This window comes from Gordonibacter urolithinfaciens, assembly GCF_900199375.1.
Classification (GTDB): Bacteria; Actinomycetota; Coriobacteriia; order Coriobacteriales; family Eggerthellaceae; genus Gordonibacter; species Gordonibacter urolithinfaciens.
Genome location: NZ_LT900217.1, coordinates 63,971 through 80,538 on the forward strand (window position 1 = coordinate 63,971; position 16,568 = coordinate 80,538).

The 16,568-nt window shown below is 69.7% G+C and carries 16 protein-coding genes; 1 reads left to right on the forward strand and 15 read right to left on the reverse strand.

What is annotated here, in order from left to right:
- Nucleotides 1–96 precede the first annotated feature (96 nt).
- The 7 genes from dapA to BN3560_RS00315 all read right to left on the reverse strand — a co-directional run bounded on the left by dapA (nucleotide 97) and on the right by BN3560_RS00315 (nucleotide 8,019).
- Nucleotides 97–996 carry a 4-hydroxy-tetrahydrodipicolinate synthase gene (gene dapA / locus BN3560_RS00285; protein WP_087189751.1) on the reverse strand — a complete coding sequence of 300 codons (900 nt, stop codon included), beginning with the start codon at nucleotides 994–996 and terminating at the stop codon, nucleotides 97–99.
- Between the two features lie 110 nt (nucleotides 997–1,106).
- A complete protein-coding gene (gene dapB / locus BN3560_RS00290; RefSeq protein ID WP_096226536.1) occupies nucleotides 1,107–1,874 on the reverse strand; it encodes a 4-hydroxy-tetrahydrodipicolinate reductase in 768 nt (255 codons plus the stop codon).
- 554 nt (nucleotides 1,875–2,428) lie between these two features.
- A complete protein-coding gene (pnp, locus tag BN3560_RS00295) occupies nucleotides 2,429–4,678 on the reverse strand; it encodes a polyribonucleotide nucleotidyltransferase (protein WP_096226537.1) in 2,250 nt (749 codons plus the stop codon).
- 272 nt (nucleotides 4,679–4,950) lie between these two features.
- Nucleotides 4,951–5,238 (reverse strand): 30S ribosomal protein S15, encoded by a 288-nt coding sequence (rpsO, locus tag BN3560_RS00300; RefSeq protein WP_015538750.1) that lies wholly within the window; start codon nucleotides 5,236–5,238, stop codon nucleotides 4,951–4,953.
- A gap of 240 nt (nucleotides 5,239–5,478) precedes the next feature.
- On the reverse strand, nucleotides 5,479–5,934 hold the full coding sequence (locus tag BN3560_RS00305; protein WP_157780518.1) for a GNAT family N-acetyltransferase: 456 nt from the start codon (nucleotides 5,932–5,934) through the stop codon (nucleotides 5,479–5,481).
- A 168-nt stretch (nucleotides 5,935–6,102) separates the two neighbouring features.
- A complete protein-coding gene (locus BN3560_RS00310) occupies nucleotides 6,103–7,254 on the reverse strand; it encodes a sensor histidine kinase (protein ID WP_087189747.1) in 1,152 nt (383 codons plus the stop codon).
- Between the two features lie 63 nt (nucleotides 7,255–7,317).
- Complete coding sequence (locus BN3560_RS00315) at nucleotides 7,318–8,019, reverse strand: response regulator transcription factor (protein WP_227115577.1); 702 nt, start codon at nucleotides 8,017–8,019, stop codon at nucleotides 7,318–7,320.
- Between the two features lie 213 nt (nucleotides 8,020–8,232).
- On the opposite strand from BN3560_RS00315, the gene BN3560_RS00320 reads away from it, so the two are divergent.
- Nucleotides 8,233–9,051, forward strand: coding sequence for a C39 family peptidase (locus BN3560_RS00320; protein ID WP_227115576.1), 819 nt, complete (start codon nucleotides 8,233–8,235; stop codon nucleotides 9,049–9,051).
- Here the strand turns inward: BN3560_RS00320 and BN3560_RS00325 are convergent.
- The 8 genes from BN3560_RS00325 to BN3560_RS00360 form a co-directional block, all read right to left on the reverse strand.
- Nucleotides 9,036–9,284, reverse strand: coding sequence for a TIGR03905 family TSCPD domain-containing protein (locus tag BN3560_RS00325; RefSeq protein ID WP_087189745.1), 249 nt, complete (start codon nucleotides 9,282–9,284; stop codon nucleotides 9,036–9,038). The two genes, BN3560_RS00320 and BN3560_RS00325, sit on opposite strands and share 16 nt — an antisense overlap.
- An 81-nt stretch (nucleotides 9,285–9,365) precedes the next feature.
- Nucleotides 9,366–10,136, reverse strand: coding sequence for a DNA repair protein RecO (recO, locus tag BN3560_RS00330; protein WP_096226540.1), 771 nt, complete (start codon nucleotides 10,134–10,136; stop codon nucleotides 9,366–9,368).
- Between the two features lie 5 nt (nucleotides 10,137–10,141).
- Nucleotides 10,142–11,722, reverse strand: coding sequence for a PASTA domain-containing protein (locus BN3560_RS00335; RefSeq protein ID WP_227115575.1), 1,581 nt, complete (start codon nucleotides 11,720–11,722; stop codon nucleotides 10,142–10,144).
- Nucleotides 11,723–11,875: 153 nt separating this feature from the next.
- Complete coding sequence (gene era / locus BN3560_RS00340) at nucleotides 11,876–12,793, reverse strand: GTPase Era (RefSeq protein ID WP_096226541.1); 918 nt, start codon at nucleotides 12,791–12,793, stop codon at nucleotides 11,876–11,878.
- A gap of 72 nt (nucleotides 12,794–12,865) precedes the next feature.
- Nucleotides 12,866–13,360, reverse strand: a complete 495-nt coding sequence (locus tag BN3560_RS00345; protein ID WP_224768046.1) for a diacylglycerol kinase family protein — start codon at nucleotides 13,358–13,360, stop codon at nucleotides 12,866–12,868.
- Between the two features lie 20 nt (nucleotides 13,361–13,380).
- Nucleotides 13,381–13,848, reverse strand: a complete 468-nt coding sequence (ybeY, locus tag BN3560_RS00350; RefSeq protein WP_096226542.1) for an rRNA maturation RNase YbeY — start codon at nucleotides 13,846–13,848, stop codon at nucleotides 13,381–13,383.
- Between the two features lie 4 nt (nucleotides 13,849–13,852).
- On the reverse strand, nucleotides 13,853–14,809 hold the full coding sequence (locus tag BN3560_RS00355; protein WP_096226543.1) for a PhoH family protein: 957 nt from the start codon (nucleotides 14,807–14,809) through the stop codon (nucleotides 13,853–13,855).
- Between the two features lie 179 nt (nucleotides 14,810–14,988).
- Nucleotides 14,989–16,134 carry a C39 family peptidase gene (locus BN3560_RS00360; protein ID WP_096226544.1) on the reverse strand — a complete coding sequence of 382 codons (1,146 nt, stop codon included), beginning with the start codon at nucleotides 16,132–16,134 and terminating at the stop codon, nucleotides 14,989–14,991.
- Nucleotides 16,135–16,568: the final 434 nt, after the last annotated feature.

Genomic DNA, 16,568 nt, shown 5'->3' on the forward strand with positions numbered 1-16,568 from the left:
GGGCGCTCCGATAGGAGGCGCGCCCGCTCGTCGCGGTTTGTCTTGCAGCGTCGCCCCGGGGCGACGCAACCTTGCGTTGTCAGTTTCGGACGCGCCTTACGCGTCCAGCACGCCGACTTCCCTCATGATGGCGGCCAGGCGCTCGGACTGCTCGGGGGTGGCGTCCACCAGAGGAAGGCGCACGCCTCCCACCGGGAAGCCCAAGAGCTTGAGCGCCTCCTTCACGAGGATGGGGTTCGACGTTTCGAACAGGCCCTTCATGAGCGGCATGAGCGCCTCGTTCGCGGCCGCAGCCGCCTCCCAGTCGCCTGCCGCGCACAAGTCCACGATCTCCTTCATGCGCCCGGGCGCCACGTTGCCGATGGTGGAGATGACGCCGGCGCCTCCCAGCCTCATGATGTCGTAGGTGGCGGCGTCGTCGCCCGAGTACACGGCGAAGCCTTCCGGCGCGTCTTCGACGATGGCCTTCACCTGGTCCAGCTTCCCCGAAGCCTCCTTGACGGCCACGACGTTGGCGCACTCGTGCGCCAGGCGCAGCGTGGTCTCGGCCTCCATGTTAACCACGCAGCGGCCCGGGATGTTGTACAGGATGATGGGCAGCTCCACCGCGTTCGCGATGGTGCGGAAGTGCTGGTAGATACCTTCTTGCGGGGGCTTGTTGTAGTACGGCACCACGCACATGAAGCCGTCGACGCCAAGCTCCGCCACCTCGCGCGCGAAGTCCACCGTGTCGGCCGTGCAGTTGTCGCCCACGTTCGCGATGACGGGCACGCGGTCGCCCACCGCCTCCACCACGGCGCGGAACAGGTCGATCTTCTGCGGATAGAACACGGTCGGGCTCTCCCCCGTCGTGCCGTTGATGATGAGCGAGTCGCTGCCGCCGTCCACGAGGCGCGCGGCGAGAGCCTGGACCTTGTCCACGTCGAGCTCGCGGTTCTCGTCGAACGGGGTAACCATGGCCGGTATCATGCGGCCGAAACGGGGCTCTTGCGACATGCTGACTCCTCATCTCACTGCACGGCGGCGGGCGGATGGCATCCGCCGCGCCGAACCTTGCCTATCGTACAAACGTTTATTATGCCATGGGCGGAGGCTTGGTACCGCCCTCACGCCATGAAGTTCTCCAAACCTACAATCAGGCCCGACCGCCCGCCCACGCTGCGAATGCCCAGCAGCACGCCCGGCATGTACGACTCGCGGTCCCACGAGTCGTGGCGGATGGAGAGCGTCTGGCCGAGCGAGCCGAACACGACCTCCTGGCTGGCCACGTAGCCCATGGAGCGCACGGAGTGCACCGGCACGCCTGCCACGAGCGCGCCGCGCGCGCCCTCGGCGCCCTCGATCTCCGTCTCGCGCCCGGGCGCCTCGCTCGCGCGCCCGCCGCGCGCCGCGGAGATGATCTCGGCCGTGCGCACCGCGGTGCCCGAGGGGGCGTCCTTCTTGTTGCAGTGGTGGAACTCCATGACCTCGGCCTCCGGGAAGTAGGGCGCCGCGGCCTTCGCGAACTCCATCATGAGCACGGCCCCCGTGGTGAAGTTCGGTGCGTAAAAGAGGCACGTGCCCGCAGGCGCGAGCGCGGCCAGCTCCTCGAGCGCGGCGTTCGAGAGCCCCGTGGTGCCCACGACGCAATCGACGCCCGCCGGCAGCGCCGCGCGCAGGTTGCCCGCCACGACGGAGGGCTGCGTGAAGTCCACGAGCACGTCGAACTCCGCGCCACCGAGCGCCTCGGCAACGCTGGCGAACACGGGGAACGCCGCGCTTTGCCCATGCGGGTCGATGCCGCAGGCCACCTCCATGTCCGGCGCCGCGCCCACCGCCTCCACGACGGTGGCGCCCATGCGGCCCGCACACCCCGACACTGCTACTCTGATCATGCGATTCCTGCCTTTCGTTCACGGTCTGGAACATCCTACCACGCGAAGCCGACCGAAAGGCGCATCGTTACCCCGGCGGCACCGTTTGGCGGACGGCAGGAGGGGATGCTTTTTCCTGTCGGCTTCGTCTTGTCAGCCGGCCGTTGTCGGGCGTTCGGGAGCGGCCGGACCGGCGCATCCATTCAACCTCGCAGGTTGGCAGGGTGCGCCGGGGCGGCCGCCTCTGCACGCACGGTCCCGGCCGGCTGGTTTGAGGGAGGGAGATGTCGAGGCGGGGCCGCAAGCCATCGCCATCGCCTGCGGGATGCGTGGGGCTCGCGGCGGGACAGGGGGACGGCGGGACAGGGGGACGGTTCTCTTGTCCCACAGTATCCGGGACCGCAGGACAGGGGCGCAGGACAGAGGGACGGTTCTCTTGTCCCGCAGCATCTGCAGGACAAGAGAACCGTCCCTCTGTCCCTCCTCTCCCTGTCCCTGTCCCTGCGTTCTGGGGCTTTTGATACGGCCCCTGAATAAAGAAGGAGGCCGCGTCCCCGCGGCCTCCCCGTTGTTTGCTAGCCCTCGTGGCGGCGGCGCGGCGTGCGGCCGTTGCCGTTGCCGTTGCCGTTGCGGTTGCTGCGGCCGGGACGGTTGTCCCGCTCGCTGCGCTCGCTGCGGTCCTCGCGGCGCGGGCGGTCGCTGCGCTCGCGCCGCTCCCCGCCGTTGTTCGCGCCCTCGGGGGCGTCCGGCTTGTCCAGGCGGTCGAGCGAGATCTTGCCCGTCTTCGGATCCACCTCGAGCACTTCCACCTTCACCACGTCGCCCAGCGTGAGCACGTCCTCCACGGAGGCCACGCGGCCGTTGGCCACGCGGGAGATGTGCAGCAGGCCGTCCTTGCCAGGCGTCAGCTTGACGAACGCGCCGAAGTCCTTGATGCCCACGACCTCGCCGTCGAACTGCTCGCCCACCTCGGGCTCCTTCACGATGCCCAGGATCATGGCCTTCGCGGCCTCGCCGGCCGGGCCCTCGATGGCGGCGATGTGGATGGTGCCGTCCTCCTCGATGTTGATCTGGGCGCCCGTCTCCTCCTGGATGCCGCGGACTACCTTGCCGCCGCTGCCGATGACGTCGCGGATCTTGTCCACCGGGATGTGGATCGTCTCGATGCGGGGCGCGAACTGCGAGAGCTCCTCGCGCGGCGCCTCGATGGTCTCCAGCATGGCGTCCAGGATGTGGGCGCGGCCCTCGCTCGCCTGCGCGAGCGCGCGGGCCAGGATCTCGACGGACAGGCCGCGGGCCTTGTTGTCCATCTGCAGGGCCGTGATGCCCTTCTCCGTGCCGCACACCTTGAAGTCCATGTCGCCGAGGAAGTCCTCGATGCCCTGGATGTCGGAGAGGATGACCACGTCATCGCCCTCCTTGATGAGACCCATGGCGATGCCGGAGACCGGCGCCTTGATGGGCACGCCGGCGTCCATGAGGGCCAGCGTGGACCCGCAGGTGGAGGCCATGGACGAGGAGCCGTTGGACTCCAGCACCTCGGACACCACGCGGATGGCGTAGGGGAACTCGTCCTCGTCCGGCAGCACCGGCAGAAGCGCGCGCTCCGCCAGCGCCCCGTGGCCGATCTCGCGGCGCTTCGGCGCGCCCATGCGGCCCGCCTCGCCCGTGCAGTACGGCGGGAAGTTGTACTGGTGCATGTAGCGCTTGCCCTCGGCGGGGTCGATGGTGTCGAGGCGCTGCCACTCGTTCAGCATGCCGAGCGTCACCACGGACAGCACCTGGGTCTGGCCGCGCTGGAACAGGCCCGAGCCGTGCACGCGGGGCAGGTAGCCCGGCACGATGTAGAGCGGGCGGATCTCCTCGGGCGTGCGGCCGTCGGCGCGCTCGCCGGTGGCGATGACCATGGCGCGCATGGCCTTCTTCTCGAGCTTCTTCAGCTCGGCGGCGATGTCGCCCTTCCAGGCGGCGCGCTCCTCGTCGGAGAACTGCTCGGCCTTGATGCGCTCCTTGAGCTCCTCGACCTTGCCCATGCGCGACAGCTTGTCGGCGTCGTGCAGCGCGGCGGACATCTCGTCCATGAACGGCGCCACGCGGCTTGCGATGGCCGGGTCGGCCACGTGCACCGGCCACTCGACCGGCTGGATGTTCGCACGGTCGAGGAAGCGCTGCTGCACCTCGCAGAACGCGGCGATGGCCTCCTGGCCGAAGGCCATGGCGGCCAGCATGTCCTGCTCGGAGATCTCGTCGGCGCCCGCCTCCACCATGGAGATGTAGTCGGCCGTGCCGGCGATGGTGAGCTCCAGGTCGGAGTGCTCGGACTCCTCGAACGTCGGGTTCACGATGAACTCGCCCGTCTCGATGTCGCGGCCGATGCGCACGCAGGCGGCAGGGCCGTCGAAGGGGGCCGCGCCCAGCATGAGGGCGGCGCTCGCGCCCATGACGCAGATGGTGTCGGGCGGGTTCACGCTGTCCACCACGAGCGTCGTGCACACCACGTGCACCTCGCGCTTGAAGCCGTCCACGAAGCCGGGGCGGATGGGACGGTCCACCATGCGCGCCGTGAGCGTGCCCTTGTCCGAGGGGCGCGCCTCGCGCTTCAGGTAGCCGCCCGGGATGCGGCCGACGGCGTACATCTTCTCGATGAAGTCGACCGTGAGCGGGAAGAAGTCGTAGTCCTTCTCCTGCCCGATGACCGCCGTGACCAGCACGGTGGTGTCGCCCTGCGTGACGACCACGGAACCGGTCGCCTGCTTGGCCAGCTCGCCCGTCTCCAAGCGGTACTGCTTCCCGTACAGCTCGAAGGATTCGACGATTTTCTCCATATGCACATTTCTTTCTCTTCGCCTTGGACGCCCTAGTGCGGCCAAGCTTCTTCGGCGCCGTCCGCTCCCTGCGGGCGGGCCGCGAGCAGAAGCGCCCTTGCGCTTCCGACCGCTCTATACAGAAGGAAGCTGCGCGCTTCCGGCTGTCCTTTCCCCGCCGTCCCCGAAGGACGGCGCCCCTCCGACGCGCGGAGGGCGGCGGGCGGCTTGTCCGGCAGGTCCCCGCCGCCGCCTATGCGCGGGAGCCCGCATGTGCGGGCTCCCGGTTCGTGCTAGATGTTGTCGCGGATGCCGAGCTTCTTGATAAGGGCACGGTATTCCTCGATGTCGCGGTTCTTGACGTACTTCAAGAGGCCGCGGCGCTTGCCGATGAGCATCATGAGGCCACGCTGCGTGTGCTTGTCCTTCTTGTGCACCTTCAGGTGCTCGGTGAGGTTGCGGATGCGCTCCGTGAGGATGGCGATCTGCACTTCGGGGCTGCCGGAATCGCCCTCGCCCTTGCCGAACTCCTTGATGAGCTCCGCGGTGCGCTCCTTCGTGATGCTGAGCTTGTCGGCCATGGTTCCACCTTTCCTTGGGCGCGCTCGCGCGCCGCCTCGTCATCGCCCCCGCCCGGCCAGGGCGGTTGCGTTCGTTGCGCTCCCCTCTGGGTGGGCATGCGGTGAGACATGCGGACCAAGCGGAGAGTGCCTGCGTTTTCGCAGCCTGCCTATTGTAGGCGATGCCGGAAGGGCGGGCAAGCGCCCGTGGCCCTCACCCACAGGTTGCCCACATTGCGGCCGCCGGCAGGGCCTCGGCCGCTACCGCACCAGGTCCAGCTCCATGAACACGTCGGCCAGGGGGTTGTCGTCGTAGCGGTCGATGTCGCGGAAGCCTAAGCGGCGGTAGAGGCCGATGGCGTTCGCGGACGTGGAGATGGTGTCGAGGCGCATGGCCCGAAAGCCCCGGGAGCGCGCGAGGCCGATGGCCTGCTCGGCCAGGCGCCGACCCCAGCCGTGCCCTTGCAGGCGCTCGTAAACGAACAGCGTCTTGAGCTCGCACACGTCCTTGGAAAGCGCCCGCACGCCCACGCAGCCGGCCACGTCGCCGCCGTCCTCGACAAGGCACCAGAAGGCCTCGTAGGCCGCCTCGACGTCGAGCAGGTGAGCATGGCGCCCCTCCGGGTCGAACGTGCGCCCCGACTCGGGCAGGCAGCGCGCGAGGAAGGCGCGCAGGGGGGCGGCGAGGTCGGGGCGGTAGGGCTCGATGATGGGCATGGGGCTCCTCTCGGTCGGTTGCGTCCCGTGCGGGCGGCGCGGGCACGTGCATAACGCCTTCATGATAGCGGCCCTTTGTTGCCGATCGATTTCAAGCTGGAATTTCGGGAACGCGCGCTGCGGGCCGCGCCCGGATGCCGCGTGCGGCGGATACGGCGGCCGCCCTCCTCACTTCCCCACGCTCGGGCCCTGCGGGATCCATACGGTGAACGACGTAAGGCCCGCGTCGCTCGTGGCGTAGATGTCCCCGCCGTGGGCGCGCGCGATCTCGCGCGCGATGGCGAGCCCGAGCCCCGCGCCGCCCCCGTCCGAGCCGCGTGCGGCGTCGGCGCGGAAGAACTTCTCGAAGATGCGCTCGAGGTGCTCGGGCGACAGCTCGCGGCCGCGGTCGGTCACGGTGAGCTCCCACCACACGAAGCCGTCCGGCGCGACCACGAGCCCCGTGCGCACGCGCACCTCGGTGCCCGCATCGGCGTAGGCCACGGCGTTCTTCAGCACGTTGTTCAGCACGCGCGCCACCCGCCCCGCGTCGGCGAACACGGGCAGCTCGTCCGGCCCGTCGAACACGAGCGAGAGGGAGCGCCCCTCGGCCAGCGGGTAGAACTCCTCTATCACCTGGCTCACGAAAAGCGCGCCGTCGAAGCGCGAGCGCTCGATGGGGATGGTCTGCAGGTTGTAGCGCGTGATCTCGAAGAACTCGTCGAGCAGCTCCTCCAGGCGGTACGCCTTCGCCAGCGTTATGCCCGTGTAGCGCGCCCGCACGTCCACCGGCAGGTCGGGCGACTCCTCCAGGAGCGTCAGGTAGCCGATGATGGACGTGAGCGGCGTCTTGATGTCGTGGGCCAGGTACACCACGAGCTCGTTCTTGCGCTCCTCGGCCGCTTTCGCCGCGCGCTCGCTGCGCTCGCCCTCGGCCTTGATGCCGTTCAGGAACAAGGCCGTGGGCGCGAGCTCGCTCGGCAGCACGACGGGGCCCTCGCGCTTGGCCAGCACGTCGGTCACGGAGTCGAGCAGCAGGTCGAAGTAGCGCAGGGCCCGGTTGATGCCCGAGCGCACCACCAGCACGATTCCTGCGATGAAGCCTACGGCCACGCACACGAGGAACAGGTTCGCGATGGCCGTATGCACCCAGTAATTCTGGCCCACGAGGTTGTACGCGAGGTTCGACAGGCTCGATCCCAGCGTGTTCATGAAGCCGAGGAACAGCGCCAGGTACACGACGGCGAACACGACCACGTTCACCAGCGTGCGCCGCAGGACGCTGTTCGAGAGCCGTCTCGTCTGGTCCTGCTTCGCCTGGCTGAATCCGCTCGCATCCATCGCGCGTCCCTTCCCTCACATCCGCCGCACCCGCCGCCGGCCGTCCGTGCGACGCCGATACCGCTATCCCAGCTTGTAGCCCACGCCCCACACCGTCTCGACGAACTCCTGGGAGGAGTCGATGGCGGCCAGCTTCTTGCGCAGGTGGCGTATGTGCACCATGACCGTGTTGTTGGACTGGGCGTTCGCCTCCTCGCCCCAGACGGCCTCGAACAGATCGCGCGACGCCACCGGCCGTCCGGCGGCGCGCAGGAGGCACGCGAGGATGGCGAACTCCTTGGGCGTGAGCGCGAGCGGTTCGCCGTGGAGCGTGGCCGCGTACGCCTCCTCGTCCACCGCCACGCCGCGCGCCTCGAGCAGCTGGGAGCCGGGCGGGCGGCCGCCCTCTGCCGGCGGCGCGCTGCGGCGCAGGCGGGCTCTCACGCGGGCCAGGAGCTCGCGCGGCTTGAAGGGCTTGACCACGTAATCGTCCGCCCCCAGCTCGAAGCCCACCACCTTGTCGATCTCCTCGTCCTTGGCGGTGAGGAAGATGATGGGCACCGAGCTCGTGCGCCGAAGCTCGCGGCAGCAGGCGAACCCGTCCATGCCCGGCATCATGATGTCCAGGACGACGAGGTCGAACGCCTCGTGCGCGGCCGCGGCCAAAAGGTCGGCGCCCGCGTAGAACGTGCGCACCTCGAAGCCGCCCTGGGCAAGCAGCTGGGCCACCAGGTCGGCGATGGCCGCCTCGTCGTCGCATACCGCTATGAGCTTCGTCTCCGCCACGCCCCGCTCCTCGCCGTTCCGCGCCCTCCGGGCGCCGGGCCGCTGCGCGGCCCTCGCTTCTCCTTGCGGCCATTGTATCGGCCCCGCCCCCGCCCACGGTGTAAGGAGGGGCATTATTAAGGAAAACATAAGGGATCCGTAGACGGTTCTCAAGGGACGCGGGGGCGCTGCTTGGGGATACTGGGAGGGAGGAACCGAGGAAAGGAAGCACCCATGACGTACACGAACTCGTACCGCGCGGCGCATCGGCGGCCGGCGGGCCGCGCGGCGCGCGCCTCCGCCACCGCGCCGATGCCGCCCATAGGACGCAACGGAGCGCCCGCGTACTCGCGCACCTCCTACCGCGCACCGGCCCCCTCCGCGGCGCGCAGGCGCCGATCTCTCGCGGCGCGCGCGGCGCTGGCCGTCGCGCTCGTGGCCGCGCTCGCCGGGGTGGGCTGGTACGCCGTCGGCACGCTCTCGGCCCTCGCTCACGGCGGGGCGGCCGCTGGCACGGGCACGCCGGACGCCCCGCAGAGCACGCCCCGCAGCGCCTGGCGCGCCGGCGAGGTCCCCGCGCTCTACCAGCGCGACCCCGCCTGGTCGCAGGCCCTCTACGGCGGCGACGCGTTCGGGGTGACCGGCTGCGGCCCCACGTGCCTGGCCATGGCATACGTGGCGCTCACGGGCAAAAGCGACCTCTCCCCCGCCGACGCCGGCGCGCTGTCCGAGCGGATAGGGTGCGCCTCCTCGGACGGCACGGCCTGGGACTTCATGACCGAGGGCGCCGCCCAGCTGGGGCTTACCGCAGAAGAGCTGCCCGCCGACGAGCCATCGGTGCGCCGCGCGCTCGTGGCGGGCCGGCCCGTGATATGCAGCATGGGGCCCGGCGACTTCACCAGCACGGGCCACTTCATCGTGCTCGCGGGGATCGACGAGCACGGGCGCCTCGAGATCCGCGACCCGAACAGCCCCGAGCGCACGGCGCAGACCTGGGATTTCGATACGGTGCTACGGCAGTGCCGCAACCTCTGGGCCTATTCGGCCGCCTGAGCGGAGCGCAGCGCGCGCACGAGCTGGTCGGCGCACGACGTGGTGCGGCGGCCGCAGGTATTGCCCTCCAGCAGCGCCGCCACCTCGTCCACCGCCATGCCGCGGACGAGCTTCGACACGGCCTTGAGGTTGCCGTCGCAGCCGCCGGCGAACTCCACGTGGGACACGCGGTCGCCGTCCAGCTCGACGCTGATGGCGCGCGAGCAGACGCCGCGCGGGGTGTAGGTATGCATGGTTCCTTCTCCTTCTTCGCGGGCCGCCGCCTTGCAGCTGCGCGCCCGGCGGCGGCCCTTGCCGGACGACGCGTTCGCGGTTCAGAACAGGCCGCAGGTGAACAGGAAGTTCAGCGACTTCAGGTTCGCGCCCACGTGCTCGTGCGCCCACTGCTGGCAGAAGCGCAGCACGGCGAACGACGCGGACGGGGGGACGTCGATCTCGGCGATCTCGGCGAACGTCGAGCCCATGAGCGCCCTGCACCAGGCCACGGTCGCGCCCGGCACGTCCCGGGCTTCCACGGACGGACGGCAGGCGGGACACACGATGCCGCCCTCGCAGAAGGACAGGGGCACCGTCCCCGCTCCCGCACCGCCCCGGACTTCGGCCCCGCACACGGCGCACGACGACAGGCTCGGCCGCAGCCCCGAGAGCGCGAGCGCCTTCAGCAGGTGCGCCGCGCACACGGCCGGGGCCTGCGGCGCCTTGGAGGCGTCGAGCGCGCCGAGCGCCGCCTCGGTGAGCGCGAACAGGCGGGGGTTCGCGAGCCCCTCCTGGGTCACGCGGTCCAAAAGCTCGGCCATGGGCGCGGCGCAGGCCGCATGCTCCAAGTCGCGGCGCAGGCGCTCATGGGAGGAGGCGATGCGCGCCTCCTTCACGATGTCCAGGTTGCGGCCCTCCGAGCACAGCAGGTCGACCGAGGAGTACAGCTCCAGCCGCGCGGCGAACGGGCTCGAGGGCTTGCGGGCCCCCTTCGCCACGGCGCGCGCCTGCGAGCCGTCCTGGGCGAGCAGGGTGACGATAAGGTCGCTCTCCCCCAGCTTCGTCTTGCGCAGCACGATGGCGCGCGCCGTGTACGTCGCGCTGGCCATCGTGCCTAGGAGACGCTCACGACGTTGTCGCTGTCGTCCCAGACGATGGTGCCGCTCTTCTGCTTGGACGAACCGCGCACCGTCTCGCCGTCGAGCGTGGTCACGGCCGCTGCCGTCACGGTGAACGACGTCTGGTTGTAGCCGGTGTACTTCACGTCGTCGACCGAGACGATCTCGTAGGTCGTGCCGCCCAGGGAGATCGTGCCGATGCTGGAAAGGTAGTCCTTCGCGGCCGGCACGAGCACGCTCGCGCGCGACATGGCCACGTTCACCGTCACGGAGGAGCCCGATGCCAGCTTCTCGCCCGCGGCGGGGCTCGTGCCCACCACCGTGCCCTCGGGCACGTCCTCGGTGTAGTAGTACGCCACCTCGGGCACGTAGGAGGCCTCCTCCAGGGCGGCCTTCGCGGCATCGAGCGGCTGGTTGGCCACGTCGGGCACCGTGAAGGGCACGGCCACCGTCACGGTGATGTCCGTGGAGGCCTTCGCCTTCTCGCCGGCCTCCGGGGTCACGGACAGCACCGTGCCCTCGGCCGTGTCGGACTTCTCCTCGGCGAACGTCACGCGCGCGAAGTCCTCGGCCTCGAGCAGCTTCGCCGCCTCGTCGCGCGTCTTGCCCACCACGTCGGGGACGATGCGCGGCACCGCCACGTGGATGACCACCTCGGAGCCCTCCTCGGCGCGCCCGCCGGACCCGGGATCGGTGAGCAGCACGAGGCCCTCGGTCTCGTCGGACTTCACCTGGGTGGCGCGCACGGTGAAGCCCTTGCCCTCCAGCTGGTAGGTGGCGTCGGCCTGCGTCATGCCCGCCACGTCGGGGACCACCTTGCCGCCCCAGAGCTCCATCTGGTACGTGATGCCCGCCGCAGCGGCCGCAGCGGCCAGCAGCAGCACGATCACGATGGCGACCACGCGGCCGCGGCCGTGCTTCTTCTCGCGCGGGTCGGGTGCGCGGAACTCCTTCTGCTTCGGCGCGGCCTTGCCCTCGACGCGGGGCATCTCCATCGTGTCGCCCGAGCGCCACGCGGCCGCGGGGGGCGTATAGCTGGAATCCACCAGGCACTCGTCCAAGCCCGAGAGGTCCGCCGTGACCGCGGCGCTCGGCACAGCTGCCTGCTGACCGCCGTCCGCGGCGGGAGCGTCGTCGATGTCGCCGAAGTCGAACTCGTTGCCGTCCTCGTCCACGTCGACACCCGCAAGGCCGATGACCGGCAGCTTCGCGGGATCGAGCGGGCCCGAGCCCTGCGCCGTGCGAACGGCCGGGGACGCGAGGGGCTCCGGGTCGCCGGCCGGCCGCGCAGGGGCCGCTTCTCCGGCACCGGCGTCCGGGCCTTCCGCGGCCCCCGGCCCGTCGTCCTCGGGCGCGCCCGCCTCGCACGCGGGCAACCCCTCCGCCGCCTTGTCGACAGCGGCAGCATCGTCAACGGGTGCGGCGCCGCCCTCGGCCGCTATCGAGCGCAGCGTGTCGTCGCTCGTCGATGCGGCGGCCACGGCCGCCATGCGCCCGGTCAGCGGAAACCCGCACTCGTTGCAGAATTTCGCGCCCTCTTTGTTCTCTGATCGGCAGTTCGGACAGATCATGCTCATGCGTCTCCCTCGCGAAGTCAACTCCGTTGCGTATTGTAACGGAAAATCAGCGAGCGCGGCAGGGCATCCGGACGATGGCCGGTTTCGCGACAATACCTGCAAGAGGGCGCCGCGCCGAAGCTGCAGGCAGCCCCCCGCACGGGCTTCGCCTCCCTACGCGCCCTCGCCGTAGCCGAAGCGGCGGATCTGGCTCGCGTCGCGGCGCCAGTTCTTCTTCACTTTAACGGAGAGGTCCAGGTACACGCGGGTGCCCAGCAGCTGCTCCAGGTCGGCGCGCGCCTCGGTGCCGATCTGCTTGATGGCGGCGCCCTTCTTGCCGATGATGATGCCCTTCTGGCTGTCGCGCTCCACGTAGACCGTGGCGAAGATGCGGTGGAGGTCCTTCTTCTTGTCGTACTCCATCTCGTCCACGCGCACGCCGATGGCGTGGGGCACCTCGTCGTGGAACGAGCGCAGGATCTTCTCGCGGACGAACTCGGCCACCACCACCTCGATGGGCTGGTCGGTCTCCATGTCGGCGGGGAACCACGCGGGGCCCTCCGGCAGCAGGTACACGACCTCCTCCACGAAGGCCTCCACGTTTTTGCCCGTGGCCGACGACAGGCCCACCATGGCGTCCCACGCACCCAGGGCCTCGGCGGCCTCGCGCTGGGCGGCGATCTGCTTCTCCGTCGCCAGGTCGACCTTCGACAGCACGCAGATCTTCTTCGAGCGAGCGCGGGAGAGCTGCGCAGCCACCCACTCGTCGCCGCGGCCGATGGGCTGCGAGGCGTCGATGAGCATGGCCACCACGTCCACGTCCTCGAGCGCCTTGAGCGCCGAGGTGTTCAGCTCCTCGCCGAGGGCGTCGTGGGGCTTGTGCAGGCCCGGCGTGTCCACCAAGATGAGCTGGAAGTCCTCGCGCGTGAGCACGGCGCGGAAGCGGTGCCGCGTCGTCTGCGCCGTGTCGGACGTGATGGCGATCTTCTTGCCCATGATGGCGTTGATGAGCGTGGACTTGCCGGCGTTCGGCCTGCCCACGAGTGTGACGAAACCTGACTTGAAGCCCTCGGCGTGCGGTTGGAAATCCATAGCGTGCATCCTTATGATCGATGTTTGGGGCGCCCCCGGTCACCCGTTCCAGCAAGGGGAAGCGGCCGTTTGCTAGCCGAAGAAGAGAGCCCACGCGCGCGGGCCGAACACCACCGCGGCCACGACCAAGGCCACGACGGCGAACACGAGCACGGCTCCCGCCCCGCAGTCCTTCGCCCTGCGGGCCAGCTCGTGGTACTCGGGCGACACGAGGTCGACCACGCTCTCGATGGCCGTGTTCACGCACTCGGCCGCGAACACGGCGGCGATGCAGAGGATCACCGCGGCCCACGAGGCCCCGTCGATGCGCAGTGCGAAGCCCAGCGCCACGGCCAGCACGGCTATGCCCAAGTGTATCTTCATGTTGCGCTGCGTGCGCACGGCATAGGCGATGCCGTCCCACGCGCACTTGAACGCGCAGACGAGCGAGAAGCGCGAGCGGGCGCCCTTGTCCGCGTCGTTGCGCACGAAGCCCTCGCCGCAGCAGGGGGGCTCGTCGCGCGCGTCGCTCCCGCCCCTGTCGGGAACGTCCACGAGATCGTCCTCCACCGCCGTTTCCGCAGCCACGCCGCCTCCCCGCCTCTCCGCTACACCGTGCGCTTCGACCACGCCTCGAGGATCTCGGCCTCGCGCTTCTCCATGACCTCGGCCTCGTCGTCGGCGATGTGGTCGTAGCCGCAGAGGTGCAGCAGGCCGTGCACGAGCAAGAGGCTGATCTCCTCCTCGAACGACGTGCCGAACTCGCGTGTCTGGCGGGCGGCCACGTCGGGCGCGATGATCACGTCGCCCAGCTCGTAGACGGGGTCCTCGGCCAGGGTCATGGCCGACAGGTCGTCGTCCACGCCGTCGCATTCGAAGGACAGCACGTCGGTGGGGCCTTCCTTGTGGCGGTACTTCTCGTTGAGCGCGGCGATGGCCTCGTCGGTGACGAAGCTCACGGACACCTCCGTGTTGAAGGGCTTGTCCTCGCGAGCGAGCACGAACTGCGCCAGCTCGTGCAGCGGCAGCTTCTCCAGCTCGTCTTTGCGGTAGTCGTAGTTGATCTGGATGTCCATGTTGCTATGCCTTCCTGGTGGCCTCGTCGTAGGCGGACACGATAGCCGCCACGAGCGAGTGGCGCACCACGTCCTTGCCCGTAAAGTCGCAGAATGCGATGTCGTCGATGCCCGAGAGGATGCCCCGCACGCCCTTGAGGCCCGAGATGCCGCGCGGCAGGTCGAGCTGGGTCACGTCGCCCGTCACCACCATCTTCGAGCCGAAGCCCAGGCGCGTGAGGAACATCTTCATCTGCTCGGGCGTGGTGTTCTGCGCCTCGTCGAGGATGATGAAGCTGTCGTTCAAGGTGCGCCCGCGCATGAACGCGAGCGGGGCGATCTCGATGACGCCGCTCTCGATGAGCTGGGTGGCGCGCTCCATGTCGGTCATGTCGAACAGCGCGTCGTAGAGCGGGCGGATGTAGGGGTCCACCTTCTCCGTGAGGGTGCCGGGCAGAAAGCCCAGGCTCTCCCCCGCCTCCACCACGGGGCGCGTGAGGATGATGCGGCCGACCTCCTTGCGCTTGAGCGCTGCCACGGCCATGGCCATGGCGAGGTAGGTCTTGCCGGTGCCCGCCGGCCCGATGCCGAAGGTGATGGTGTGCTCGCGGATGGCGTCCACGTAGCGCTTCTGGCCTGCCGTCTTCGGGCGGATGGCCCGTCCGCGGTACGTGAGCAGGATGTCCTCGCGCAGCGCAGCGGGGCTGAACTCGGCCGTGCGCAGCAGGTCGATGGCGTGGCGCACGTACTCCAGCGTGGGCTCGCCGCCGCCTTCCACGAGCTTGATGAGGTCGGAGAACAACGCCGTGAGCGACTGCACCTCGAGCGGGTCGCCCTCGAGCACGATGGTGTCGCCGCGCACGGTGATGCGCGAGGCGAACGCATCCTGCACGACATGGAGTATCTCGTCGGCCGGCCCGACGATGAGCGCCATGTTCACGCTCTGCGGGGCCGTGAGGGTGATTTGCGTCTGGTCTGTCATGGGGGCATTGTACCACGTGCGGCTGCGACCGGCCTCGATGTCATCGAACCGACAAGGGAATATAGTGCAGGTGCTCAAATGAGCAGCGGCGGGCATGGAAACGTCGCCGAGTGAGCCCGGAGCGCAAGGCGGGCGGGAGAGGCGGAGAAACGCTTGCAGGCCGTTCGCCGGCGAGCGCGTCACGCGAGCCGGTAGGCCCACAGCGCCTTCGTCTGGCCGAGCACCGCGTCCACGTTCCAGCTCCGGTTCGAGCGATCGGCCGAGTACGGGTCGTTGACGGTAAGGTTTCCCGCGTCGTCGATGCCCGTGACGACGAAGAAGTGCCCGTTGTCGGTGAAGTCGCCGGGCCCGACGTTGCAGATGAGCACGGCCCCGCCCTCAAGCGCGGCGCGCACGCTGGCCGCGTCGGCAGCGACCTCCTCGCAGGAGAGGCCGAGCGAAGCCACCTCGCTGACGAGGAACGTCGCGTCGGTGCCGTCGAACTGCGTCTCGTAGCCGCCCTCGCTCGCGCGCCTGCCCATGTCGTAGGGCGTGAGGTCGCCCTTACCGGTGAGGCCCTGGTAGACCATGGCGAGCGACGTGGGGCAGCAGCCTGTCAGCGCGAACGCCGTGGAGCTGTAGACGGTGGATCCCCAGCGGGCATCCCACTGGTAGAGGCGCGGCACCTCGCCGGAGGCGGGGTCGTCCGTGCCGAGTGCGCTCTCGGCGGGGTAGGCATCGGGGAACGTGCGCACGAAGGGCAGGGCCTCGGGCTCCGTGGCCGCCAGCTTGAGCAGCTTGTACTGCACGGCCGCCCCGTCGACGGCGTAGGCGTCCGGATGGGCGGCGATCCATGCGGCGTCGTCGCTCGTCTCGGCCGCCTGGACGAGCCGGGCGGCCAGCTCGTCGCCGAGCACGGCCTTGAGCTCGCCCTCGTCGATGGGATCGCGCGGCGCCTGCTGCTGGACGGGGGCCTGGTCGGCCTCGTCCGGCACCGGCGCCGCCTCGCCGGCGGCCATGCAGCCGCGGACGCCCGCGACGAGCGCGATGACGAGCACGACCGCGACGACCGCGATCGCGAGGCGCTTGGGCCCGACGGCGCGCACGAGGTTCGTCGCAGCCTCGGAGAGGGCGAACAGGGGCTCCGGGCCGTGCGCCTCCCACGAGCGCCGATTCCCCGTTCCGGGACGGCTCGAACGGAGGCGGCCCGAGCTTATCGGCCCATGCGCGTCGGGCGCATCGGGCGCGACGCGCTCGCCGCGTAAAGCGGGCGCCCCTCCGCGCATGCGGGCCTGGCGCTCCTCGAGCCTCCTGCGCGCCCGCTCGCGCGCCTCGTCATCGGCCATCGGCGCCTCCCGTCCTCTCCCGGTCATCCGGGAAACCATATCACACCTGATCCTATGGGGGAAGCTTCCCACACGCACGCCATATGGCAGAATGCGCGGGCAATGGAGCGGATCGGGGCGTCGGCCCACGCCGGTTCGCAGAGGCCCGTCCGCGTTCGTTTCGGGGAGGGCAAGCACCGCGAATGGTAGGAAATCACCGAATTCGGAAGTTGAGGGCGACCCGAAGCCGCCGAAGCGGAGGTTGAGCCGGAAAGGAGGAATCGCGACCAGGCACTATGCCGGAAAGCGCTTCCCGAAGCCATCGAGACGGGGCATAGTTTTCCGAATTCGGTGATTTTATGCCGTTCGAGCGCGCATCCGAGGCGAAAGGCCCGGTCGATCCGGGCACCGGGCGAACAGGCAGCGAGCCGATGCCCGAACGAGCCTGCACCGGG

Coding starts and splice junctions, on each gene's coding strand:
- era (WP_096226541.1), bottom strand. CDS start 12,793: ATGGATTTCCAACCGCACGCCGAGGGCTTCAAGTCAGGTTTCGTCACA.
- pnp (WP_096226537.1), bottom strand. CDS start 4,678: ATGGAGAAAATCGTCGAATCCTTCGAGCTGTACGGGAAGCAGTACCGC.
- dapA (WP_087189751.1), bottom strand. CDS start 996: ATGTCGCAAGAGCCCCGTTTCGGCCGCATGATACCGGCCATGGTTACC.
- BN3560_RS00355 (WP_096226543.1), bottom strand. CDS start 14,809: ATGACAGACCAGACGCAAATCACCCTCACGGCCCCGCAGAGCGTGAAC.
- BN3560_RS00335 (WP_227115575.1), bottom strand. CDS start 11,722: ATGAGCATGATCTGTCCGAACTGCCGATCAGAGAACAAAGAGGGCGCG.
- BN3560_RS00310 (WP_087189747.1), bottom strand. CDS start 7,254: ATGGATGCGAGCGGATTCAGCCAGGCGAAGCAGGACCAGACGAGACGG.
- BN3560_RS00305 (WP_157780518.1), bottom strand. CDS start 5,934: ATGCCCATCATCGAGCCCTACCGCCCCGACCTCGCCGCCCCCCTGCGC.
- rpsO (WP_015538750.1), bottom strand. CDS start 5,238: ATGGCCGACAAGCTCAGCATCACGAAGGAGCGCACCGCGGAGCTCATC.
- dapB (WP_096226536.1), bottom strand. CDS start 1,874: ATGATCAGAGTAGCAGTGTCGGGGTGTGCGGGCCGCATGGGCGCCACC.
- ybeY (WP_096226542.1), bottom strand. CDS start 13,848: ATGGACATCCAGATCAACTACGACTACCGCAAAGACGAGCTGGAGAAG.
- BN3560_RS00360 (WP_096226544.1), bottom strand. CDS start 16,134: ATGGCCGATGACGAGGCGCGCGAGCGGGCGCGCAGGAGGCTCGAGGAG.
- BN3560_RS00320 (WP_227115576.1), top strand. CDS start 8,233: ATGACGTACACGAACTCGTACCGCGCGGCGCATCGGCGGCCGGCGGGC.
- BN3560_RS00325 (WP_087189745.1), bottom strand. CDS start 9,284: ATGCATACCTACACCCCGCGCGGCGTCTGCTCGCGCGCCATCAGCGTC.
- recO (WP_096226540.1), bottom strand. CDS start 10,136: ATGGCCAGCGCGACGTACACGGCGCGCGCCATCGTGCTGCGCAAGACG.